We start from the raw sequence: 22,867 nt of genomic DNA, 5'->3' as shown, positions 1-22,867 counted from the left end.
TGCCGGCGCTTAGAGGACCGGAAAAAGGCGCCCAACCGAAGTAGGGGGCCTTCTATTAGGGGGCGCGTTATGCTCGTCGCCGCAGCCTCCAAGTCGGAATACGAAACAACGAGGGTCCACTATCGAGCAAGGCGCGCTGTCTCCTCCAAGTCGGAATACTAGGAGCACCCGGTAGTCGAACCGCAAGTATCGCACTTCATGCACGTGCCATTCCGCACCAGCGTGAAGTTGCCGCACTCTGAGCACATCTCGCCCTCGTAGCCCTTGGCCTTGGCTTCGGCGCGACGCTCGGCCTTGGTGGGGGCCGCGGTTGCGGCGGTGCCGGCCTTGCTCCACTGGAGCTGCTCGAGCTTCTCCGTCGGAGACAGGTCGTGCTGGGCTTCCTGCTTCAGGGCGACGGCGCCTTCGATTGTCTCCGCGACGCGAGCCGACGTGCCGTGCGAGGCGAGGGCGGTGACCTTGCTGCCGCCGGCGGGGGCGCTGTCGTTGCCTTGCGAGACCGCGGTCGAGCCGCCGCGCATCACCACGAGGTTGTCGGTCCGCGAGCGGGTGAGGCCGCGCGAGACCAGCTTGGTCGCATGCTGGCCGCCGTCCTCGTCCGGCTCCTTGCCTTCCTCGACGCCCTTGCCGAGTGCGTCAAAACCCGTCTCGTTGGGATCGACATGGGCGAGGTCGAAACGAGAGAGGTAGCTTACCGCGAGCTCGCGGAAGACGTAGTCGAGGATCGAGGTCGCGTACTTGATCGAGTCGTTGCCCTGCACGGGGCCCGCTGGCTCGAAGCGGGTGAAGGTGAAGGCGTCGACATATTCGTCCAGCGGCACGCCGTATTGCAGGCCGAGCGACACCGCAATGGCGAAGTTGTTGATGAAGGAGCGGAGTGCCGCGCCTTCCTTGTGCATGTCGATGAAGATCTCACCTAAACGGCCGTCATCGTACTCGCCGGTGCGCAAGTAGACCTTGTGCCCGCCGACGACCGCCTTCTGGGTGTAGCCCTTGCGGCGATCCGGCATCTTCTCGCGCTCGCGCATCACGATGATGCGCTCGACCAGCTTCTCGACGATCTTCTCCGAGACCTGGGTCGCGCGCGCGGCCATCGGCTTCTCGTAGAGATGCTCGACCATATCCTCGTCGTCCTCATCGTCGCTGATGAGCTGCGAGTTGAGCGGCTGGCTGAGCTTGGAGCCATCGCGATAGAGCGCGTTGGCCTTCAGCGCCAGCTTCCACGACAGCATGTAGGCGGACTTGCAGTCCTCCACCGTGGCGTCGTTGGGCATGTTGATGGTCTTGGAGATCGCGCCCGAGATGAAAGGCTGCGCCGCCGCCATCATGCGGATGTGGCTCTCGACCGACAGATAGCGCTTGCCGATCTTGCCGCAGGGGTTGGCGCAGTCGAACACCGGATAGTGCTCGGCCTTCAGGTGCGGAGCACCTTCCACCGTCATCGCGCCGCAGATGTGGACGTTGGCCGCCTCGATCTCGCGCTTGGTGAAGCCGACAGCCTGGAGCAGGTCGAAGCCGGGGGCTGCGATGGCTTCGGCACCGATGCCGAGCTGGTCGCGAATAAAATCCTCGCCAAAGGTCCACTTGTTGAAGGCGAACTTGATGTCGAATGCGGTCGGCAGGGCCTTCTCGACCTTAGCGATCGCCTCATCAGTGAAGCCCTTGGCCTTCAGCGTGGTGACGTTGATGCCGGGGGCGTTCGCCAGCGAGCCGTGGCCGACGGCATAGGCCTCGATCTCCGCGATCTCGCTCTCGCGATAGCCGAGCGCGCGCAGCGCGGCCGGCACGGCGCGGTTGATGATCTTGAAGTAGCCGCCGCCGGCGAGCTTCTTGAATTTGACCAGCGCGAAGTCCGGTTCGATGCCCGTCGTATCGCAGTCCATGACGAGGCCGATCGTGCCGGTCGGCGCGATCACCGTGGTCTGGGCGTTGCGATAGCCGTGCTTCTCGCCGAGCTCGAGCGCCGCATCCCAGGCCGCCTGGGCATGGCTGACAAGGTCGGCCTGCGGGCAGGAGGCGTGGTCGAGCGGCACCGGGTTGACGCTGAGCGCTTCATAGCCGCTGGACTGGCCGTGCGCGGCGCGGCGGTGGTTGCGGATGACGCGCAGCATGTGCGCGGCGTTCTTCTTGTAGCCGGGGAAGGTGCCGAGCTCGGCGGCGATCTCAGCCGAGGTCTTGTAGGTGATGCCGGTCATCACCGCGGTCAGGGCGCCGCAGAGCGCGCGGCCTTCCTTGCTGTCATAGGGCAGGCCCATGGTCATCAGGAGGCCGCCGATATTGGCGTAGCCGAGGCCGAGCGTACGGAACTCGTAGGAGAGCTCGGCGATCGCTTTGGACGGGAACTGCGCCATCATGACCGAAATTTCCAGCACGATGGTCCAGAGCCGGCAGAGATGCTCGTAGCCCTCGACGTCGAAGTGCTTGGTCGTGGTGTTGTAGAACGTCAGCAGGTTCGCCGAGGCGAGGTTGCACGCCGTGTCGTCCAGGAACATGTATTCCGAGCACGGATTGGACGCGCGGATGTCGCCGGACGCCTTGCAGGTGTGCCAGTCGTTCATCGTGGTGTTGAAGTGCAGGCCCGGGTCGGCCGAGGCCCAGGCGGCGTAGCCGATCTTCTCCCAGAGGTCGCGCGCCTTCAGCGTCTTCGTCACCTTCTTGGAGGTGCGAGCCGTCAGATTCCAGTCGCCGTCGGTCTCGACCGCGCGCAGGAAGTCGTCCTTCAGCGAGACCGAGTTGTTGGAATTCTGCCCGGAGACGGTGAGATAGGCTTCCGAATCCCAGTCGGTGTCGTAGGTGTCGAACTGGATGTCCTTGTAGCCTTGCTTGGCAAACTGGATGACGCGCTTGATGTAATTGTCGGGCACGAGTGAGCGGCGGGCGAGCTTGATCTCGCGGCGGAGCGCAGGGTTCTTGTCGGGATCGAAGCAATCGTCGCCGGAGCCTTCGCAGTTCACGCAGGCCTTCAGCACTGCTTTCAAGTGCTTCTGGTTGATCTTGGAGCCCGTGACGAGGGCCGCGACCTTCTGCTCCTCCTTCACCTTCCAGTCGATATAGGTCTCGATGTCGGGGTGATCGACGTCGACGACGACCATCTTGGCGGCGCGTCGCGTGGTGCCGCCGCTCTTGATCGCGCCGGCGGCGCGGTCGCCGATCTTGAGGAAGCTCATCAGGCCCGAGGAGCGGCCGCCGCCCGAGAGCTTCTCGCCTTCGCCGCGCAGGCGCGAGAAGTTGGAGCCGGTGCCGGAGCCGTATTTGAACAGGCGCGCCTCGCGGACCCAGAGGTCCATGATGCCGCCTTCGTTGACGAGGTCGTCACCGACGCCCTGGATGAAGCAGGCATGCGGCTGCGGGTGCTCGTAGGCCGACTTGGACTTGGTCAGCTTGCCGGTGAAGGGATCGACGTAATAGTGGCCCTGGCCGGGGCCGTCGATGCCATAGGCCCAATGAAGACCGGTGTTGAACCATTGCGGCGAGTTCGGCGCGACCATCTGCATGGCGAGCATGTAGCGGAGCTCGTCATAGAAGGCCTGGGCGTCTTCGTCAGAGGTGAAGTAGCCGCCCTTCCAGCCCCAATAGGTCCAGCAGCCGGCGAGGCGGTCGAACACCTGTTTTGCGCTGAGCTCGCTGACATAGCGCTCCTTCTCAGGGAGAGCGGCGAGGGCGTCAGTGTCGGGCACGGAGCGCCACAGGAAGGAGGGGACGGATTCCTCCTCGACCTTCTTCAGGCGCGCGGCAACGCCGGCTTTGCGGAAGTATTTCTGGGCCAGCACGTCGGAGGCGACCTGCGACCACTCCGAGGGCACCTCGACATTGTCCAGTTTGAAGACGACCGAGCCGTCGGGATTGCGAATCTCCGACGTGGTCAGGCGGAATTCGATTCCCGCATAAGGTGACTGTCCTACCGTGGTGTGGCGCCGCTCAATCCGCATCGTCTTGCCCCGTCCTTATTTTGACCGGTCCCGCCCCTCGCTCTGGGCGTGCCGGGTCGTCATTTCATTTCGCGGCTCCTTCCGGCCATTCGGCCTTGGGACACCGCAGTTCAGCCGGTGGATCCGGCCCTGTTTCTCCCGACGCGATTGTTCGACGCATTGCATCGATCATCCCGCCGGCACGTCCACACCCATCCGCCCCCAAGGGGATGTGCGCGACATGCGTTCAACGCCCCACTGTCACAACGTCTACCGATGCCATCCGAACCTGTTGCCGGCCCGTTCTGGCGCCCGAAGAGTCCGCCTTTCGCGGGCAGACAAGCCCTCATCCGCAGCCTTTGGCCGGCTGGCGGAGTGCCGATTTGCGAGACCCTTTGGGGGAGTGCCGGCGGGACGCAAACTCACTCGCGCCGAACGGACCGAAAGCTAGGACTCTCCGTTGCGCCCGTCAAGAACTAGTGCGAGTTCCTGAATCAAATACTAAATATGGTGGATTGTGGGGGATAACAGGGGTCTTCGCCGCGCCTGTTGTGGGGCCAAGTATCAGTGAGTCCTCAGGGATTCCCAACCGAAAAAATTTGCATCCCGTGGTGATGCGGGCCCTTCATCCCGCTGTTCACAGGGCAGGTATATTTTTCAGGACCGGGATTGCGTCAGCGGGACTCACGTAGCCCTACGGAAGGTGAGGGCAGGCATGCCCGCCGAGGTGGTGGTTCGACCAGCGAATCCGGGCCAAGCTGACCTTAAGATTTTGCCGGACTGCCCTCATGCATGATTCGACCCACCGGGATGCGCGGCCGCGCATCGCCCCGGCCGGCCTGATGTTCCTCGCCATCACCTCGATCGGCTGGGGCTTCAACTGGCCGGTGACGAAATTCCTGCTCGCCGAGCTGCCGCCGCTCACCCTGCGCGGGGTCACAGGCGTGCTCGGGGCGGTGCTGCTGGCGGCGCTCGCGGTGATCCGCCGGCAGAGCCTGAAGGTGGAGCCTGCGATCTGGCCGCGCCTCTTGACCGCGGCCGTGCTCAACGTCACCGGCTGGATGGTGCTGATGGGGCTCGCGCTGCTCTGGCTGCCGGCGAGCGAGGCGGCGCTGATCGCCTACACCATGCCGGTCTGGGCCTCGATCATCGCCTGGCCGGTGCTGGGCGAGCGGCCGACGGTGTTGCGCACGCTGGGGCTGGTGCTGGCCTTTGCCGGCCTTGCCACGATCATGGGCGGCAATGGCATTGCCGCCAGCGCAGAGAGGGTGCCTGGCATCATCATGGCGCTCACCGGCGCGCTCGGTTTTGCCGTCGGCACGGTGTTCTCGAAGAAGTACCCGATCCATCTGCCGCCGATCACCGCCGCCGCCTGGCAGATCGGGATCGGCTGCCTGCCGATCTCGATCGTCGGCCTCCTGATCGAGACCACGCATCTGTCGCGGGTGACGCCGCTTGGCTGGTGGCTGCTGGTCTATTCGACCGTGGTGCAGTTCTGCATCGCCTATGTCAGCTGGTTTGCCGCGCTGTCGCGCCTGCCGGCCTCGGTCGCCGCGATCGGCACCATGGCGGTGCCTGTCATCGGTGTCGTCGCCTCGGCGATCGCGCTCGGCGAGCCGCTCGGGGCAGGGCAGATCGCCGCGCTGATCTTCACGCTCGCCGCCGTGGTGCTGGCGACGCGCTGAATTAGCCGCCCAGCGCCTTCCGGATCATCTCGGCGAGCTGATTGCGACGGTACGGCTTCGTCAGCAGCAACACGCCATCGTCGAGCTTACCGTGATGGACGACGGCGTTGTCGGTGTAGCCGGAGGTGTAGAGCACTTTCACACCCGGCCGGCGCCTGGCCACCTGTTCGGCGAGCTCGCGTCCGCTCATGCCGCCGGGGATGACGACGTCGGTGAACAGCAGATCGAACGTCTGGCCGGCCTCGATCAATTCCAGCGCGGCTTTGCCGTCGGGTGCGGCCACCGTCTTGTAGCCGAGGCTGTGGAGCTGCGCGGTGACGAAGTTGCGCACCAAGGTGTCGTCCTCGACCACGAAAATGGTCTCGGCGCCACCTTCGGCCTGCGGCGCGACAATGGCTGCCATATCCGCGGCGCCTTCGCCCGGTGGCAGATAGAGCTTGATCGTGGTGCCGTGGCCTTCCTCGCTGTAAATCTTGACGTGGCCGCCGGACTGCTTGACGAAGCCATAGACCATGGAGAGGCCGAGGCCAGATCCCTTGCCGACCTCCTTGGTGGTGAAGAAGGGCTCGAACGCCTTCTGCTGGACATCGGGGGGCATGCCGGTGCCGGTGTCGCTGACCGCGAGCATCACGTAAGGGCCGGGCCGAACCTCCGCATTGGCCTGCGCATAGGCTTCATCAAGCACGACGCGGTGGGTCTCCAGCAGCAGCTTGCCACCATTCGGCATGGCATCGCGCGCGTTGATCGCCATGTTGAGCACGGCGTTGGTGAGCCTGGACGGATCGATATGCGTCGTCATCGTCCCCTGTTCCAGCGCGGTCTCGATCTGGATCTGCTCGCCGAGAGTGGGGCGCAGAAGCTTTGCGATATCCGAAATCGCGGCGTTGATGTCGACGTTGCGCGGCTCGAGCGGCTGCCGGCGCGCAAATGCCAGCAGATGCTGGATCAGCTCGGCGCAGCGCTCGGCGGCATCGTCGATCAGCCGTGCCGTGCGCTGAAGCTCGGGTTGGCCCTTCAGGCTCTCCACCAGCGTCTCGGTATTGCCGGAGATGACCGTCAGCATGTTGTTGAAGTCGTGCGCGACCCCGCCGGTCAACTTGCCGATCGCATCAAGCTTCTGCGACTGGTACAGCTGCCGCTCCGTCTCGCGCGACGTCGTCGCATCGTGATAGACCAGCACCGCGCCGGAGATGTTGCCTTGCCCGTCGCGCATCGGCCGGCCGCTGATCATGAGATGGCGGGGAGGATTGCCGCTGTGCAGGCGGACGATCATCTCCAGCTCTTCGAACTGCTCGCCGCGCAGCACGCGCGTCGATGGCAGCTCGTCGGCCTCGAGCGGCGTGACGCCGTCGCCGTGAAACACATCGGACAGCGCGCGCAGATTGTTCAAATTCATGCCGGTGCGATGCACCAGGATGCGCTCGGCCGCGGGATTGGACAGAAGGACGTTGCCCTCGACGTCGATGACCAGCACCGCCTCCGCCATGCTGCGAAACGTGCTCTGGAGCACGTTGATCGACAGGCGCAGCTCGTCATGCGCGGTGACCAGATGCTCGGTGCGCTCGGCCACCGCCGCCTCGAGCGCCACCTTGGCGGCTTGTGTCTGCTCGAGCGAACTCTGCAGCTCGCCCGTGGTGCGCCGGCTTTCGCGCATCACCAGCGCGACCAGCAGCAGGATCAGCACGGCGCCGGCGACGTCGATACCGAGCAGCACGATGCCGGTGCGGCGCGAATCCTGGGAGCGCGCGTTGAGCAGGCGTTCTTCCTCGGCGCTCAGATGGTCGAGATTGCCCATCACCGTGTCCATGAGGCCGCGGCCCTCGGCTTTGCTGTTGAGCGCGCCAATGCCGGCCTGGTCGTTCTCGGCGCGCAGGCGCATCGCTGTGGCGGCGATCTCGATCCGGCGCAGCGCCAGCGGCTCGGTGCCTTCCAGCAGCGCGACGTGATCGGGATTGTCGCGCACGTCGCGCTTGAGATCGGCGAGCGCCGGCGCGATCCTGGCGTGCACCGCCTGGAACTCATCGCTGAAGGCCGGGGTGCGATAGAGCTCGTAGCCGCGCGCGGCGCTCTCGGCCCGGCGCAGCAGCACGCGCAGATCGGAGATCTTCTTCTGCACCTGGACGGTATGATTGACCCACGCCGCGTCGGACCGCGACTTGACGTCGAGGGCAATCGAGGCCGCGGTGATGATCAGGAGGATGGCAAGTCCAGCACCGAGAATGACGCGTTGCGTTGGAATCAAGGGGCTTCTTTCTTGTCCTCAGACTGTGCGCTCGCGCCCGCGCCGGTGAGGCATTCCCGGATCGTCGTCAGCAGCGCTTCCGGCGTGAACGGCTTGCGCAGGCAGCGCGTCGCGCCGAGTTCCAGCGCCATGCGGAGAAAATCGGGAGAGGGCGAGGCGGATGAGGCGAAGGCGTAGCCCGACATCGCGATCAGCGGAGTGGTCGGGGCGCGCTCGTGAAAGATCCGGATGGATTCGAAGCCGCGCATATGCGGCATGAAGATGTCAACCAGCATCACGTCGAAGGTCTGCGATTCCAGCGCAGCCAATCCTGTTTCGCCGCCGTCGGTCAGCGTGACGTCGAAGCCCTGACGTTGGAGGAGGACTTCGATGGTCGCGCCGACCATCGGATCGTCATCAACCACGAGAATACGCGGCATGACACTTCCCAGGTGATCGAAGTCTCCACTGCGTTTGGTGATATCCGCGAATCGTGTGTCCGGTCAATTTTGGATTGGATCGCCAAGGATATGCACGGCGCTGTGCATAAAGATCCATTTGCGTCGACTTGTACGCATCCTCGCGCGTGCGCGAAAAAGGCGCCGCATCGCTGCGACGCCTTTTGCCTCACGCCTCGGCGATCCGCCTACGGGCACGGATGCCGCTGGCCGTCGTAACCGAGATAAGTGCCCGAAGCCGGGTCGTAGGATTTGTAGCGCTGCGCGCAATAGGCTGTGGAGTCGCCGCCGCTATCCGGTACCACCGCAACCGACGGCTCGTCATAGTAGCTGTCGTAGTAGTAGGGATCATCGTAGTAGCCGTAGCCGCCGCCGTAATAGGCATACGAGCCGAGGCCGCCGATTGCGGCGCCTGCCGCGAAGCCCGGCCAGAAGCCGCCGCCGCGGTGGCGCCAGTGCCCGCCGTGCCACTGACGACCGCTCCAGTTGCTTCCGCCCTGCCAGTTGCCCGCGGTTGCGACGCTGCGGGTGCCGCTGAAGGACGGCGAGAGCGCCGGGCGGGGCGCCGGGCCGGCTGCGAAGCTGCCGCCACTCGGACGAACCGCAGTGCCGGCCGCGAAACTGCCTCCGCTCGGACGCATCGCGGCGCCGCCCCCGAAATTACCGCCACCCATGCGCGCGCCGCCACCGAAGTGAGCACCGCCGCCACCACCGCCGATATTGGCGGCACTGCGTCCGCTCAATGCGGGACGATTCTGGGCAAAGCTCGGCGTCGCCAAGGGAAGAACCAGCGCCACCGCCGCGGCGGCACTCAAGACTTTCAGACTGTTCATGGCTAAACTCCTTTCCCGGAAGCCAAACCCTATGAAAGCGCTGGGGTTCCTGGGATCACGCCGGTTTGCGTGCAAATGGAGCTTCCGTCGCCGCCGCTGTACCGGGCATGAATGAATCGCGTCCGCTTTGCGGCAGGGGCGTGCTCGGTAGCCGGATTTGCGGAGGGCATCGGGGCCCCCACCGAACTGGACATTTCGCTGCCCGGATGGCATCAGGACCCGACGAAAGCAGGGCCTTGCCGCATGAAACAATTCTTCCTCAAGTTCTTCACCTGGTGGAATGGCCAGACGTTTGGCACCCAGCTCTGGACCAAGCGGTACGGGGAGCTGGTCGGCCAGGACGAGCAGGGCAACCTCTATTATCGCACCCGCGGCGGGGCGGTCGACCCGACGCTCGGCTTCGAGCGGCGCTGGGTGATCTATAACGGCTATGCTGAGGCGAGCCGGATTCCGCCGTCCTGGCACGGCTGGATCCATCACGTCGTCGACGCGCCGCCGACCGAGGCCAACTACCAGCCGCGCGAGTGGGAAAAGCCGCACCAGCCGAATCTCACCGGCACGGCCAAGGCCTATCGTCCGTCCGGCTCGACGCTCGCCAGCGGCCGCCGTCCGAAGGCGACCGGCGATTACCAGCCCTGGACACCAGGCTAACCTTTCGGCCCACCTGCGAACCGCCATCGTCCGAAGCGGATGCACACGCATCTGCACCCCGCCGCTGTGGACAACGGGAACAGCGGGGATGCCGCGCGCGTGGGCGTTGCGCCGGCGCGGGCGATGCGGCTCAATGATCCCATCTTACGGAGATGGGAGACCATCGCGTTCGGTTCGGGCAACAGCTCGCGACTGTCCCGAAATGCAGCGGCCGCCGAGGAAGGACTCGATCGGGAGATAGGCCCCCGGTCTGGAAGCTCCGAAATCGCCCGATGTGAATGTGCAGCCGCCGTAAGACAGGAAAGGCCGCTTGGGAAACCGAGCGGCCTTTTTCTGTTGGAGACCAGCACGAAGCTTAACGTGCCCCGGACGCAGTGCAGCGCTTCTTCAGCGGTGCGCTGCAGAGCCGGGGCCCATGTTGCAGCGGTCTGTGTAGCTTCCTGGGTCCCGGCTCAGCGGAGCAGCGTTGCACGCTGCGCCGCGTCCGGGACACGGGAGCGGCGTCCAGTCTAGTTCACCCTTTCCGCGGCACGCTTCACCGCCTCGAGCCGCCGCGCCTGGTTTTGCGCGCCGCGCTCCCTCAGCAGCGCCAGCACTTCGGCCGACGCGGTGTCGGGTGAGCCCGAATTGAACGGCGGCGCCGGATCGTATTCCATCTGGAGCTGGATCGCTTCCGCCATGGTGCGATTGACCATGATCGCCACCAGCGTCAGCGCGAAATCGATGCCGGCGGTGACGCCGCCACCGGTGATGCGGTTGCGATCGATGCAGACGCGCGTCTTTGTCGGTATCGCGCCGAACTGGGCGAGCATCTCCATCGCGCTCCAATGGGTGGCGGCGCGGTAGCCCTTCAAGAGACCGGCGGCGCCGAGCGCCAGCGATCCCGTGCAGACCGAGGTGACGTATTTGGCGCCGCCGGCCTGCCTGCGCAGGAAGTCGAGCACCTCCTCGTCGTTGAGCAGATCGTTGGTGCCGCTGCCGCCGGGCACGCAGATCACGTCGAGTTGAGGGCAGTCCGCAAACGTCGTGGTCGGCGTCAGCGTCATCACGGAATCGCTTGGCACCGGCTCGATCCGCTTCCAGATCAGGTGCAGTTTTGCGTCGGGAACCATGGCGAACACCTGCAAAGGGCCGGTGAAGTCGAGCTGGGTGACGCGCGGGAACACCAACAGACCAATCTGGAGCGGCGACGACATCGGCAGATCCTCCAATTATGAGCTTGACGCCGGCAGGATGGCATGATGCCCTCTTGTCCGGAATGGCAGAATTCCCTCGCTTTCGGACATACCATTGCGGCTTGGCCCATGATCGGCGTCCTGATCTTCCCGGATTTCCAGCTGCTCGATGCGGCAGGCCCGATCTCGGCATTCGAGATCGCGGCGCGCTGCATCGGCAAGGCACCTCTCATTCGCGTGCTTGCGGCGAAGCCCGGAATCGTGCGCAGCTCGTCCGGTGTCGAGATGATGGCGCGTGACTTCAAGTCGGCGAACGCGATCACGACGCTGGTCGTGGCCGGCGGCACGGGCGTCGCCGCCGCCGCGCGCTGTGAGGTCACGCGGGCCTTCGTGCAGCGGCTCGCAAAGCGTGGCATGCGGGTCGCGAGCGTCTGCTCCGGTGCCTATGTGCTGGCCGAAGCAGGCTTGCTCGACGGCCGCCGCGCCACCACGCATTGGGGGCGGACGCGCGAATTCGTCGCGCGTTATCCGAGGGTCAAATTCGAGCCGGACCGAATTTTCACCCGCGACGACAATGTGTGGACGTCGGCAGGCATCTCCGCGGGGATCGATCTCGCGCTCGCGATGATCACCGAGGACCATGGCGAGGAGATCGCGCAACAGACCGCGCGCCAGCTCGTGCTCTACCACCGCCGCAGCGGCGGCCAGTCGCAATTCTCATCGCTCTTGGAGCTGAAGACGCCGAACGGCCGCTTCGGTCCACTGTTGTCCTGGGCGCGCGAAAATCTCGACGCGCCGCTCTCGGTGGAAGATCTCGCCGATCGCGCCGGCATGAGCGCCCGGCATTTTGCCCGCGCCTTTGCCGCCGAGACCGGCACCACGCCCTCCAAGGCGATCGAGCGACTCAGGCTCGAAGTCGCGCGCGAACGCGTGCAGTCCTCGCGCGAGGCGATCGAGCGCGTTGCGGAAACGACCGGCTTCCGCGACCCCGAACGGATGCGACGCGCCTTCATCCGCGCCTTCGGCCAGCCGCCGCAGGCCCTGCGGCGCGCGGCGCGGGCGGGGTAGGGGCGGGTGCTCGGATATCGGATGTGCGCGTGATCTCGGCTCCCGCCCGAAACGGGAAAGCGAGCGAGAAGTGGGGTAGCGATGTCAGGCAACGACAAGGTTCGTTGGACCAAAGGCTCTACGCAATCAGAGCTCGACAGGGCGCAACGTCGGTTTGGCCTGGCCTTTCCTCCCGATTTGGTTGCGCTCCTGAAGCAAAGGCGACCGGTGGATGGACACGATTGGATGGACGAGCGAGCGATAAGACGAGCGCTGGACTGGCTCTTTGAAAGTCTTCGTCATTCTGTCGGGCACGGACGACTGTGGTGGTCGGAATGGGGAACGTGGCCGTCCAGTGCCCGAGCCCGGGAAGAGACGCTTCGACAAATACTTTCCCGGGCACCGAAACTAATCCCGTTTATTGCGCACCGATATTTGCCGGAGCAGCCGCACGAGGCAGGCAACCCCGTCTTTTCCATCTATGGCATCGACGCAATTTACTACGGTGCGAACCTAGGCGATTATTTTGAGAGAGAGTTCACGGGCTGGAACAGCAAACCCTGGCCGGTGGAAATCAAATACATTCCGTTCTGGTCCGAGCTTGTCGAGCGATATGCGGAGGACAGAAACACCTCATAGTATGGTCAATGCCGATGTCGTTCGTGAGTTCGTGCTAAGTGGTGCCGCTTGTGGCTGCCTCGCCTGAGGTATCGGCGCGCGCTATCACCCGTCGCGCGATCGGCATCAGCATGTACGGCGCAAGATGAATCGGAAACTGCGTCAGCGCGAAATAGAGCCAGGTCGTCGCGGGCAGCGCGCCAGCGGTGGCAGCCAGCATCAGCCCGAGATTGCGCTGTGACACCATCAGGCCGATGGCGAAGGCGCGCTCGGTGCCGACGCGGCGGAAGATCAGCGTCGTCGCGGCGAGCAGGGTGAAGTAGACCGCAAAGGCGAGCAGCGCGACGGTGATCGTGAACAGGGGATCGGCGACGAGATCGCTGGCGACATCGCCCATCACCGCGGAGGCGAATACCAAGAGGATGATGATGTTGAGACCGTCGATCGGCTGCTTGTGGCGCTGGATCGCATCCGTGCCGAAGACCCAGCGGATAACGGTCGCAACAAGCAGCGACGCGGCAAGGATGCCGAGCAGCTTGAGGCCGAGCGTGGCCGGCGAGATGTTGAGCATGCCGCCGAGAAAGAGGCCCGCGAACAGCGAAGCGGTGAAGGGCACGAGTGCGGTCGAGGTCACCAGCGTCACAAGCACCAGCGTGGCATCGAGGCCCATCAGCGCCGCAAGGGCCGGCGCCGCCATCATCGGCGAGGCCATTCCCTGAAGCATCAGCGCGAGAGCAAGGCCCGGGGAACTCGTGGTGAGGCCGGTCGCGTAGGCGGCAAGGGCGACGATCAGCGGCACACCGATCGTGGTCCAGGCCGTGGCGGTTGCGACCAGCGCCGGCCGGCGCAGATGTCCGTACAGCGCCACGAGATCGACGCGCACAAAAGAGATGCAGAGCAGCAGGAAGATCGCTTCGGTGACATAGGGGCGCAGCAGCGCACCGAGCGGCGGCACCGCGACCGCGATGAAGGCAATGGCCGCCACGGCGCGGGTGCCCTGGCCGCCGAGCCACGTCAGCCCGCGCATTGGGAGAGCGAAAACGGATTGGAGGAGGGAGGGCATCTCTATCGGGGTTGTCGGTGCGTAGCCCGGATGAGCGAAGCGATATCCGGGACAAGTGTTTCCGTATGGTAAGAGCGGTCCCGCATGTTGCTGCGCTCATGCGGGCTACGGGGGTGCCGTCAGCCCAATCCCTTCAACAGAGCGGTCAGCGTCTCGTAGGCGGGGCGACCAGCCTCCTGGAAGGCCTTGTAGACGGCGGCGGCATCGGGATCGAGCAGAACGGGCATGAAAGGGACCTTGAGGTTTCCAGTTGGGATCATTTTTGGCGGCGAGGCCCGCCTTCGGCCCCGGGGACGGGCTTGTGACTATCCCATCCGGGAGCTGGCCTGGCCAGATCGCGCCGGGAAGGGCAGGGATGCCCGCCCTTCCCCCGCCGTATTCGGCGTGTTAACCGGAGGGCCTGCGAGCGGCGGTATCCCCTGTAGAATGTCCAACAAGCCCGATTCGCTGTTGAAGCCGCGCGAGATGTTCAAAACCTTTTCCCTGACCGGTCTTGCGGCGCTTTTGGCCGCCACCGCACTGACGGCTGCCACGCCGGCTCAGGCGCAGATCGGCACGATCTTCTCCGATCCGCCGCCGCTGCGGCCGCCCGGCAATATTCCGCGTGGCCAGCCCCAGCCGCAGCAGATTCCCGAGGACGACGAAGAGGTGCCCGAGCTGCCGCCGCAGGGCCGCGTCCTGCCGTCGCGCCCGATGCCGCCGCCTCCGGGGCGGCAGGGGAATATCATGCCTGGGCCGGTCGAGACCCAGCCCCTGGCGCCGCCGCCGGGCTCGATCCTCGCGCCACCGAACCAGCCGCCCTCCGCCGCGATCGCTCCGCCCAGTCCGCAAGGCGCTCCGGGTGCGCCCGGTCAGCGCCAGCCGCAGCAGAAGGGCGGGCCGGGTGGCGCGGTCCCCCAGACGCCGGCGAGCCTGCAGCCGGGCGACGAGGTGGTGACCGAGCCGCCGGCCCAGAAGATCGTGAACAAGAAGGCGACCTTCTCCGGTCTCGACAAGATCACCGGACGCATCATCAATTTCGACGAGGAGATCGGCGAGACCGTCCAGTTCGGCGCGCTCAGGGTCAAGACCGACGCCTGCTACACGCGGCCTGCGACAGAGGCCGCCAACACCGACGCCTTCGTCGAGGTCGACGAGATCACCTTGCAGGGCGAGGTGAAGCGGATCTTCTCGGGCTGGATGTATGCGGCAAGCCCGGGCCTGCACGGCGTCGAGCATCCGATCTACGATATCTGGCTAACCGACTGCAAAGAGCCGCAGCAGACGATCGCGACCGCGGCACCGGATCCGGCCGCGGCAAAGCCGCCGCCACCGCCGCCCGCGCAGAAGAAGGCCGCGCCCAAGCAGGTGCAGCAGCGGCCGCCGCAGCCTCTGCCGCCGATCCAGCAGCAGCAACCGGCACCGCCGCCCCCTCCGCCGCCGGAGCAGCGGCCAGGCCTGTTCGGCATCCCCGGGTTTGGCCGATAGAGCGGAATGGAATCGATTGCCCCGGGTGGTTCACCTCTCCCGCTTGCGGGAGAGGTCGGCGCGAAGCGCCGGGTGAGGGCTTTCTCCTCTTGGGGATTATCCCATTGCCTCCTCTTGGGGATTATCCCATTGCGGAAACACCCTCTCCCGCAAGCGGGAGAGGGAGCGCACCTCGGCCACCGCAGCTAGCGAGCCTCATCTCATCGCGTCTTAGCTTCTACTGCCGCGAGGCGATGATCTCGAGCGCGCGCGCGCCGGGGATTGCTTCGCCGGCGGAGAGCCTCAGGAAATCGCCGGGTTCGCCCGCCAGCGCCTTGTCGAGCAGCGCCGTATAGCGTCGCCGCGAAATCTCGACCGCGCCGAAGCTCTTCAGGTGCTCGGTGACATATTGGGTGTCGAGCAGCTCGAAGCCGCCATCGATGAGCCGCGCGACCAGATGCACCAGCGCGACCTTCGAGGCATCGCGCGCCGTGTGGAACATGCTCTCGCCGAAGAAGGCCCGTCCGAGGCTCACGCCGTACAGCCCGCCGACGAGGTCGTCGCCCTGCCAGGCTTCGACGCTGTGGCAATGGCCGAGCTCGAAGAGGCCACCATAGAGGTCGCGGATGCGCTTGTTGATCCAGGTGTCCTCGCGTCCTACTTGCGGCGCGGCGCAGCCGGCGATGGTGGCCTTGAACGCGGTATTGACGGTGACGCGGAATGTATCCGACCGCACGGTGCGCGCCAGTCGCGAGGCGACGCGGAAGCCGTCGAGCGGAATGACGCCGCGCAACTCCGGTTCGACCCAGAACAGGGTCGGATCGTCGGCGCTTTCCGCCATCGGAAAGATGCCGCAGGCGTAAGCGCGCAGCAGCACGGCCGGTGTGATTTCAGACGGGGCGGAGTCGCGCGAAGTCATGGCTTGCCATCATAACAGGATCGCATTGCGGTTGCGATGGGTGGCGCGGCCGGGCGCGAGGTCAGCTCGCGGCGGCGGTGCTGGTCTTGCCGACGCTTGCGGGCATGCGGCCGAACTTCAGCACGATCCGGGTTCCGGAATGCGCGGGATCACGTTCGACCGAGGCATCGAGCTTTGAGGCCATAGCCGCGACGATGCGCTGGCCCATGCCGGTGGAGCGCGGATCGGCCTTGACGTTGTCGCCGACGCCATCGTCGGTGATCGAGAGCAGCAGATCGTCTCCTTGCGAGGTCAGCTCGACATGGATCGGGCCGGCGCCGTCGGGATAGGCGTATTTCACCGCGTTCATCACCAGCTCGTTGACGATGATGCCGACGGCGACCGCACGGTCAGGATCGATCTCGATCGGCTCGGCCTTCAGCGTCAGGCGTGACATCCGGTTGCCTTCGGCCGAGCGGCGGAGATCCTCGAGCAGCGAATCCAGATACTGATTGAGGACGACGCTCTTCAGGTCCTGCGAGGTATAGAGGCGCCGGTGCACCTGCGCGACCGCGGCGACGCGGCCCATCGCATTGGTCAGCGCGGCCTTGACCTCCTCCTGCGCGGCGGAGCTTGCCTGAAGGTGCAGCAGCGAGGCGATGATCTGGAGCGAGTTGCCGACACGATGATTGACCTCGCGCAGCAACAGCTCGCGTTCGGCGGCGAGCGCCGCGTAGCGGTCGCGCGAGGCGTGGATTTCGGCTTCGGCTTCATCGCGTGCCCTCTGCAACTCGGCCTGGCGCAGCGCGCCTTCGGCGGCGACGTGGAGGAGCGGGATGAAGTCGCCCCGGACGTCCTTCACCAGATAGTCGGCCGCCCCCGCCTTGAGCGCGGTCACCGCGATGCTGGAATCCTGCGACGCGGTGACGAACACGACCGGCGGCGCGTCCGGGATCGCCATGATCTGCTCGAGCGTCTCCAGCCCGTCGAGGCCCGGCATGTACTGATCGAGTGCCACGACATCGATGCTACCTTCAGCGCCGGCGCGGCGGATGCGCTCCAGACCTTCCTCGCCGCTCGCGGCATGGACGACCCTGTAGCCGCGCCGCGTCAGGCCACGGTCGACCAGGCGCGCCAGTGCGTCGTCGTCGTCGATGTAGAGCAGTGTCGGCATTCTCTGGTTCATGTGGCGGCGGGCGGGACCTGGATGACCGAGAAGAACAGCCCGAGCTGCCGGATGGCATTGGCGAAATTCTCGTAATTGACGGGCTTGGTGATGTAGACGTTGCAGCCGAGCTCGTAGCAGCGCTTGATTTCCTGGGAATCGTCGGTGGTCGTCAGCACCACCACGGGCGAGGCCTTCAGATATTTGTTTTCCTTGATCTGCTTCAGGATGTCGATCCCAGTCATGTCGGGCAGGTTGAGGTCGAGCAGGATCAAGAGCGCATTGCCCTTCTGTACGAGTCCGCTGCCGTCGGCGCCGAACAGGTGCAGCATGGCGTCGCTGCCGTTGGCGAACGCGACGATCTCGTTGTTGACGCCGGACCTTCTGATGTTGCGCTCGATCAGGCGGGCGTGACCCTCGTCGTCCTCGATCATGATGATGGTGACAGGCTGGGTCATCGATCTCAGTTCCGGTTGCTCACGTTCCAAGCGATCGGCAGCGTGATCGTGAAGGTACTGCCCGCGTTCAGTTCCGATGATACCGACATGGTACCGCCGAGGCGACGCACAAGTGCGCGCACATGCGCAAGACCGATGCCCTGCCCGGGCCTGTCCTGGGTTCCCGCGCGGCGGAACAGGTCGAATATCCGCTGGTGATCCCTAGCGTCGATTCCGCGGCCGTTGTCGCTGATCTCGAAGATAGCGTAACCGAGTTTGGTCCGCCCGCGGATTCTGATCTCACCGGGCACGCCGGGCTTGAGATATTTGATCGCGTTGTCGATCAGATTGGAGAATATCTGCTCGAGGGCAAGACGGTCGCTCACGAGGTTGGGGAGGGGCTCGAGGTGGATCTCGGCTTGCGCCTCGGCCGCCTGGTGCGCCAGCGTCGAGACGATGGCCTCGATCAGCTCGCGCGTGTCGATCTTCACCGGCTGAAATTCGCGGCGGCCTTCGCGCGTGAGGTTGAGGATGGCCGAGATCAGCCGGTCCATCTTCGCGATCGACGTCTTGATGAAGCCGAGCGCTTCGGAGAAATCCTCCGAGAGCTGTTTGTCGGCGCCTTCGAGCGCGATCTCGCCAGGAGCGCCGGGCGCCTGCGGCGACCCATCGGCGGAGACGTGGGTGAGACCACCGATCCGGCGGAAGATATCGCCGCCGAGCTCCTCGAGCTCGCTGGTGAAGCCCATGATGTTGACAAGCGGCGAGCGCAGATCGTGGCTGACGATATAGGCAAAACGCTGGATCTCGTCGTTGGCTTCGCGCAGGTCCGCGGTGCGCTCGTCGACGACGGCTTCCAGGTTGACGTTGGCATCGCGCAGGCGGGCTTCAGCCTCGTCGCGCACGCGCGCCGAGCGTCGCACCAGCCAGATCGAGATCATGGCAAGCAGCACGACGAGGCCCGAGCCGATGCCGGTCATCGACGCGGAGAGGGTCTGGCTGCGGTCGGAATTTGCCGTTCGGAGCCGGAATAACCGTTCCTCCTCACGGATCATGGCGTTGGCCATGTTGCTGATCGTGGTCGTGGTGTTGCCGGCGGCGGCCTCGCGGATCAGCGCCGTGGCCCTGTCGGGTTGACCCTGCTTCACAAAGGTCATCTCGCGCGAGAACTGATCGAGTCGAGTCTCGATTGCTGCTCTCAGCTTTTCAATGTTCTCGCGTTGCGCCGGATCGTCGCTGATCTGGCGCGTGAGCTTGTCGAGGGCCGGAACAATCGCCGCGACGGCCTTCTCATGATCTGACAGGAAATCCGGCCCCTGCGTCAGGAGAAAGCCGCGAGCGCTGCTCTCGGCGCGCCGGACCTCGAGCAGCAGGGCGTTGATCTGGCTCTCCACCTCGATGGTGTGGACCACCCATTTGCTGTCTTCCCGGGCCTTGTTGACGAGGTAGACGGAGCCGGCGCTGATTACGGTCAGCACCAAAAGGCCCGCCGAAAGCAGCAGGATCTGCCAAAACGCGCGCCGTCGGTGGGCTTCAGCCCTCACGGCGATCTACCTGTCGACGTTCAGTGGAGTTCAAAACGCCCCCTTGGAACTGTCCCCGCCGAGAACGCGATCAGGCCCAAAGGGTTCCACAAAGGGCAAGATTATCTCAGGCTGGTTCCATCTTGCCGGCGAGATATTGTTCCAGCCAGTGGATGTGGTAGTCGCCGTTGATGATGTCGTCTTCGCGGACCAGCGCACGGAACAGCGGCAGCGTGGTCTCGATGCCTTCGACCACCATCTCATCCAGTGCCCGGCGCAGCCGCATGAGGCATTCGGCTCGGGTTTTACCGTGCACGATCAGCTTGCCGACGAGCGAATCGTAATATGGCGGGATCGTGTAACCCTGGTAGACGGCGGAATCGATCCGGACGCCGAGGCCGCCGGGCGGATGATATTGCAGGATCCGGCCGGGCGAGGGGCGGAAGGTTTGCGGATTTTCGGCGTTGATGCGGCACTCGATGGCGTGGCCGATGACCTGGACTTCGTCCTGCTTGGCCGGCAGATCGCCGCCGGCCGCGATGCGGATCTGCTCCAGCACGAGATCGATGTCGGTGATGCTCTCGGTGACGGGATGCTCCACCTGGATGCGGGTGTTCATCTCGATGAAATAGAACTCGCCGTCCTCGTACAGGAACTCGATGGTGCCGACGCCGAGATACTTCATCTCGCGCATCGCTTTCGCGCAGGTCTCGCCGATCTTGGCCCGCGCGGCGGCGGTCAGCACGGGCGAGGGGCCTTCCTCCCAGACCTTCTGGTGGCGGCGTTGCAGCGAGCAGTCGCGTTCGCCGAGATGGATGGCGCCGCCGCGGCCGTCGCCGAGGATCTGGATCTCGATATGGCGAGGCTTCTGGAGGTACTTTTCCAGATAGACGGAGGCATCGCCAAAGGCCGATTTGGCCTCGTTGGCGGCCGTCGACAGCGCCAGCTGGAGGTCGGCCTCGCTGTGCGCGACCTTCATGCCGCGGCCGCCGCCGCCGGCCGCAGCCTTGACCAGCACCGGAAAGCCGATCTTCTTGGCAATCGCCATCGCGTCGTCATCGGGGCCGACTGCACCGTCGGAGCCGGGCACCACGGGGATGCCGAGGCGCTTGGCGGTCTTCTTGGCCTCGATCTTGTCGCCCATCAGGCGGATGTGCTCGGCCTTGGGGCCGATGAAGTGCAGATTGTGCTCGGCGAGAATTTCCGCAAAGCGCGCGTTCTCGGAGAGGAAGCCGTAGCCGGGATGCACGGCATCGGCGCCGGTGATCTCGCAGGCCGCGAGCAGCGCGGGCACGTTGAGATAGCTGTCCTTGGACGCCGGCGGTCCGATGCACACGCTCTCGTCCGACAGCCGCACATGCATGGCATCGGCGTCGGCAGTTGAGTGCACGGCGACGGTCGCGATCCCGAGCTCCTTGCAGGCCCTGAGGATGCGAAGGGCGATCTCGCCGCGATTGGCTATGAGGATCTTGTCGAACATGGTGCCTCAGGGGGCGAATGGGGAATAGCGAATGGCGAATAGGGCAGAGTAACTATTCGCTACTCGCCATTCGCCACTCCCTCACTCAATGATGACCAGCGGCTCGCCGTACTCGACCGGCTGGCCGTCCTCGACCAGGATCTGCGTCACCGTGCCGGCGCGCGGCGAGGGGATCTGGTTCATCGTCTTCATGGCTTCGATGATCAGCAGCGTCTGGCCGACCGAGACCTTGGTGCCGACGTCGATGAACGGCTTTGCGCCCGGCTCTGGCGCCCAATAGGCGGTACCGACCATCGGCGAGGTCACGGCGCCGGGATGTTTCGACAGATCGGCCGCGGCAGCGGCGGGTGCGGCTGCGCTCGCTGCCACCGGCACGGCGGCTGGAGCGGCCGCGACCGGCATCGGCATGGTCGCGGCAACGCTGATGTTGCGAGCGACGCGCAGGCGCAGGCCGGCCCGTTCGATCTCGATCTCGGTGAGGCTGGTCTCATCGAGCAGCAAGGCAAGCTCGCGAACGAGCGCGGAATCCTCGCTGGAAAACTTTGCGGCTGCTTTGTCGTCTGGCTGGCGCGCCATGTTGTTTGATCCGAATGTTCTGTTGGAAGGGAGCGTCAGGCCTTGGGCTTGATGCCGAGCTTGGCGGCAAGGCCTTGAATGGCGAGGCGGTAACCCTCGATGCCGAAACCGCAGAGCGAGGCGAAAGCCGCGCGTGCGGTGTAGGAATGGTGACGAAAACTCTCGCGGGCGTGGATGTTGGTCACATGCACCTCGACCGTCGGAATCTGCACCGCAAGCAGCGCGTCGTGCAGCGCGATGGAGGTGTGGGAATAGCCGCCGGCATTGATGATGATGCCCTTCATCTTGCGCCGATGCGCCTCGTGGATCAAATCGATCAGTTCGCCTTCGCGGTTGGACTGCCGGCAGTCGGCCTTGAGACCAAAGCTCGCCGCCGTCTCGCGGCACAGCGCCTCGACGTCAGCCAGCGTGGCGTGGCCATACTTTTCCGGCTCGCGCGTCCCCAGCATGTTGAGGTTCGGCCCGTTCAGGACGAGGATCGTGTCGGTTGCAGGTTCGGCCATTCCAATCCCGGAAGAGGTGCTTCGGCGTGGCGGGGGTTATAGGTAACAAAGCGCGTGAGGGGAAGCCTCGAAGGGCCTCAGACGCGGTTCAAGTACCTCATCCAGTGCGCAAAAACCTGTGCGGAAACTACGGAAATTGCTTGTTAACCAGTCCGAAGCATGGCTGCCGGCCGAACGCAAAGGGGCGGGCATCGCTGCCCGCCCCCGAGATTGCCGGTGTCCGGCCTTAGGCGCTCAGGACAGCCACGATCTCGTAGGTGTCCGGATTGATGATCACGATCTCATTGCGGATCAGGACGTACTTGTAGGTCCGCCACTCCGGATAGATCGTCACGACCTTCGACGGCAGGGCGTGGAGCGTAATGCCCTCGCGCGGAATGCGGGTGCCGACCGAAATGTTGAAGTTCACATTGGTCACGGGCGCCACCTTCTCCTCGCGGATCACTGAGGTGATCTGCGTGCGCTGCTCGGTCGAGAGCTTGGCGGCCGCGCCAGCCTGGCCGGTCGTCGTCTGCGACCGTTCGGTCCCGGTCTGGGTCTGCGTCTGGCTTTGGGAACCCTGGTGGCCAGGCGCATTCATACCGCTGCGGTCTTCCTGACCTTGGGCCTTCATGTCCTTGCTGCCCTTGGTCTCGGTTTCCTTGCTCATGCTACCCTTGGACTTCTCGTCGCTCCGCGGGCTCTGGCCGACAGTCGACGACTTCTCCGACTGCGTCGACTTCTCACGCGTCGCACCCGGCTGGTCCTTGTTCATCTTGTCGGACTGAGTCGACTTGTCGTGAGCGCTCGGCTGATCCTTCATGCCGCCGGCCTGACCGACCGTTCCCTTGTCATGCTTATCTTGCTTGTCCATGGACTCTTGCTTGCCCATGGAGCCGCTACGCTCGCCAGAAGGCTGCGTGCTGTGCTGGGTCTGCTGGCCACTCCCGTAGTCCTTGGTGCCGGTTCCTTGCGCATTGGCGAAACCGGTGCCGGCGATCAGCGCCAAGGCTGCAACCGAGACCAAAAAGCGATTAGTCATTTGAACCTCTCCTCACGTGATTTCTTTGCGTCATTGCCCGCGCCGACAACGAAAGGCGAGCGCGGTCGTTCCGAAATCCAGGAGGTTCCGACGAGCTTTGTTTCCTGAACGCGGGATGAACGGTCCCGCCCGGACCGCGACAAACTGCGACGGTCCGAA

Annotated in this window: 19 protein-coding genes; 5 read left to right on the top strand and 14 right to left on the bottom strand. The window is 64.9% G+C overall.

Features of this window, described 5'->3' with window-relative positions; genetic code table 11:
* Window positions 1-158 precede the first annotated feature (158 nt).
* Entirely contained in the window at window positions 159-3,929 is a 3,771-nt protein-coding gene (locus P6U29_RS22920; protein WP_407112406.1) for a vitamin B12-dependent ribonucleotide reductase, read from the bottom strand.
* 767 nt (window positions 3,930-4,696) lie between these two features.
* Between P6U29_RS22920 and P6U29_RS22915 the strand changes: the two genes are divergently transcribed.
* A complete protein-coding gene (locus P6U29_RS22915) occupies window positions 4,697-5,593 on the top strand; it encodes a DMT family transporter (RefSeq protein WP_407112405.1) in 897 nt (298 codons plus the stop codon).
* Window position 5,594: 1 nt separating this feature from the next.
* Here the strand turns inward: P6U29_RS22915 and P6U29_RS22910 are convergent, their stop codons facing one another.
* The 3 genes from P6U29_RS22910 to P6U29_RS22900 all read right to left on the bottom strand — a co-directional run bounded on the left by P6U29_RS22910 (window position 5,595) and on the right by P6U29_RS22900 (window position 9,105).
* Entirely contained in the window at window positions 5,595-7,835 is a 2,241-nt protein-coding gene (locus P6U29_RS22910; protein ID WP_407112404.1) for a CHASE3 domain-containing protein, read from the bottom strand.
* Entirely contained in the window at window positions 7,832-8,254 is a 423-nt protein-coding gene (locus tag P6U29_RS22905) for a response regulator (protein ID WP_407112403.1), read from the bottom strand. The genes P6U29_RS22910 and P6U29_RS22905 overlap by 4 nt, the downstream gene beginning before the upstream one ends.
* Window positions 8,255-8,460: 206 nt before the next feature.
* Complete coding sequence (locus P6U29_RS22900) at window positions 8,461-9,105, bottom strand: BA14K family protein (RefSeq protein ID WP_407112402.1); 645 nt, start codon at window positions 9,103-9,105, stop codon at window positions 8,461-8,463.
* 243 nt (window positions 9,106-9,348) lie between these two features.
* Between P6U29_RS22900 and P6U29_RS22895 the strand changes: the two genes are divergently transcribed.
* Complete coding sequence (locus tag P6U29_RS22895) at window positions 9,349-9,756, top strand: NADH:ubiquinone oxidoreductase subunit NDUFA12 (protein WP_407112401.1); 408 nt, start codon at window positions 9,349-9,351, stop codon at window positions 9,754-9,756.
* 509 nt (window positions 9,757-10,265) lie between these two features.
* Here the strand turns inward: P6U29_RS22895 and P6U29_RS22890 are convergent.
* Complete coding sequence (locus P6U29_RS22890; protein ID WP_407112400.1) at window positions 10,266-10,952, bottom strand: DJ-1/PfpI family protein; 687 nt, start codon at window positions 10,950-10,952, stop codon at window positions 10,266-10,268.
* Between the two features lie 108 nt (window positions 10,953-11,060).
* Here P6U29_RS22890 and P6U29_RS22885 point away from each other — a divergent pair, with 108 nt between their 5' ends.
* Complete coding sequence (locus P6U29_RS22885; protein ID WP_407112399.1) at window positions 11,061-11,999, top strand: GlxA family transcriptional regulator; 939 nt, start codon at window positions 11,061-11,063, stop codon at window positions 11,997-11,999.
* A gap of 81 nt (window positions 12,000-12,080) precedes the next feature.
* Window positions 12,081-12,617: a hypothetical protein gene (locus P6U29_RS22880; protein ID WP_407112398.1), complete on the top strand. Its 537-nt coding sequence runs from the start codon at window positions 12,081-12,083 to the stop codon at window positions 12,615-12,617.
* Between the two features lie 34 nt (window positions 12,618-12,651).
* On the opposite strand, the gene P6U29_RS22875 is transcribed toward P6U29_RS22880, so the two are convergent.
* The gene (locus tag P6U29_RS22875) at window positions 12,652-13,659 is read right to left on the bottom strand and encodes a Na+-dependent transporter (protein WP_407112397.1); all 1,008 of its coding nucleotides are present in this window, start codon (window positions 13,657-13,659) and stop codon (window positions 12,652-12,654) included.
* Between the two features lie 426 nt (window positions 13,660-14,085).
* Between P6U29_RS22875 and P6U29_RS22870 the strand changes: the two genes are divergently transcribed.
* On the top strand, window positions 14,086-15,126 hold the full coding sequence (locus tag P6U29_RS22870; protein ID WP_407112396.1) for a DUF2155 domain-containing protein: 1,041 nt from the start codon (window positions 14,086-14,088) through the stop codon (window positions 15,124-15,126).
* A 217-nt stretch (window positions 15,127-15,343) separates the two neighbouring features.
* Here P6U29_RS22870 and aat read toward each other — a convergent pair whose 3' ends face one another.
* From aat to P6U29_RS22830, 8 genes are all read right to left on the bottom strand, one after another.
* A complete protein-coding gene (gene aat, locus P6U29_RS22865) occupies window positions 15,344-16,024 on the bottom strand; it encodes a leucyl/phenylalanyl-tRNA--protein transferase (protein ID WP_407112395.1) in 681 nt (226 codons plus the stop codon).
* A 61-nt stretch (window positions 16,025-16,085) separates the two neighbouring features.
* The gene (locus P6U29_RS22860) at window positions 16,086-17,189 is read right to left on the bottom strand and encodes a sensor histidine kinase (RefSeq protein ID WP_407112394.1); all 1,104 of its coding nucleotides are present in this window, start codon (window positions 17,187-17,189) and stop codon (window positions 16,086-16,088) included.
* Window positions 17,186-17,626, bottom strand: a complete 441-nt coding sequence (locus P6U29_RS22855) for a response regulator (RefSeq protein WP_407112393.1) — start codon at window positions 17,624-17,626, stop codon at window positions 17,186-17,188. The genes P6U29_RS22860 and P6U29_RS22855 overlap by 4 nt, the downstream gene beginning before the upstream one ends.
* Window positions 17,627-17,631: 5 nt before the next feature.
* Window positions 17,632-19,149, bottom strand: a complete 1,518-nt coding sequence (locus P6U29_RS22850; protein WP_407112392.1) for a sensor histidine kinase — start codon at window positions 19,147-19,149, stop codon at window positions 17,632-17,634.
* Window positions 19,150-19,255: 106 nt separating this feature from the next.
* Window positions 19,256-20,608, bottom strand: coding sequence for an acetyl-CoA carboxylase biotin carboxylase subunit (gene accC / locus P6U29_RS22845; protein ID WP_407112391.1), 1,353 nt, complete (start codon window positions 20,606-20,608; stop codon window positions 19,256-19,258).
* An 81-nt stretch (window positions 20,609-20,689) separates the two neighbouring features.
* Complete coding sequence (gene accB / locus P6U29_RS22840; protein ID WP_407112390.1) at window positions 20,690-21,184, bottom strand: acetyl-CoA carboxylase biotin carboxyl carrier protein; 495 nt, start codon at window positions 21,182-21,184, stop codon at window positions 20,690-20,692.
* Window positions 21,185-21,219: 35 nt separating this feature from the next.
* Window positions 21,220-21,687 carry a type II 3-dehydroquinate dehydratase gene (gene aroQ, locus P6U29_RS22835; protein WP_407112389.1) on the bottom strand — a complete coding sequence of 156 codons (468 nt, stop codon included), beginning with the start codon at window positions 21,685-21,687 and terminating at the stop codon, window positions 21,220-21,222.
* 226 nt (window positions 21,688-21,913) lie between these two features.
* A complete protein-coding gene (locus P6U29_RS22830; RefSeq protein WP_407112388.1) occupies window positions 21,914-22,708 on the bottom strand; it encodes a DUF1236 domain-containing protein in 795 nt (264 codons plus the stop codon).
* Window positions 22,709-22,867: the final 159 nt, after the last annotated feature.

Source organism: Bradyrhizobium sp. LMG 9283 (assembly GCF_045571415.1).
In the GTDB taxonomy this organism is placed as follows: Bacteria; Pseudomonadota; Alphaproteobacteria; order Rhizobiales; family Xanthobacteraceae; genus Bradyrhizobium.
The sequence above is the reverse complement of the archived record's forward strand: the minus strand, read 5'-3'. Positions and strand labels throughout refer to the sequence as shown.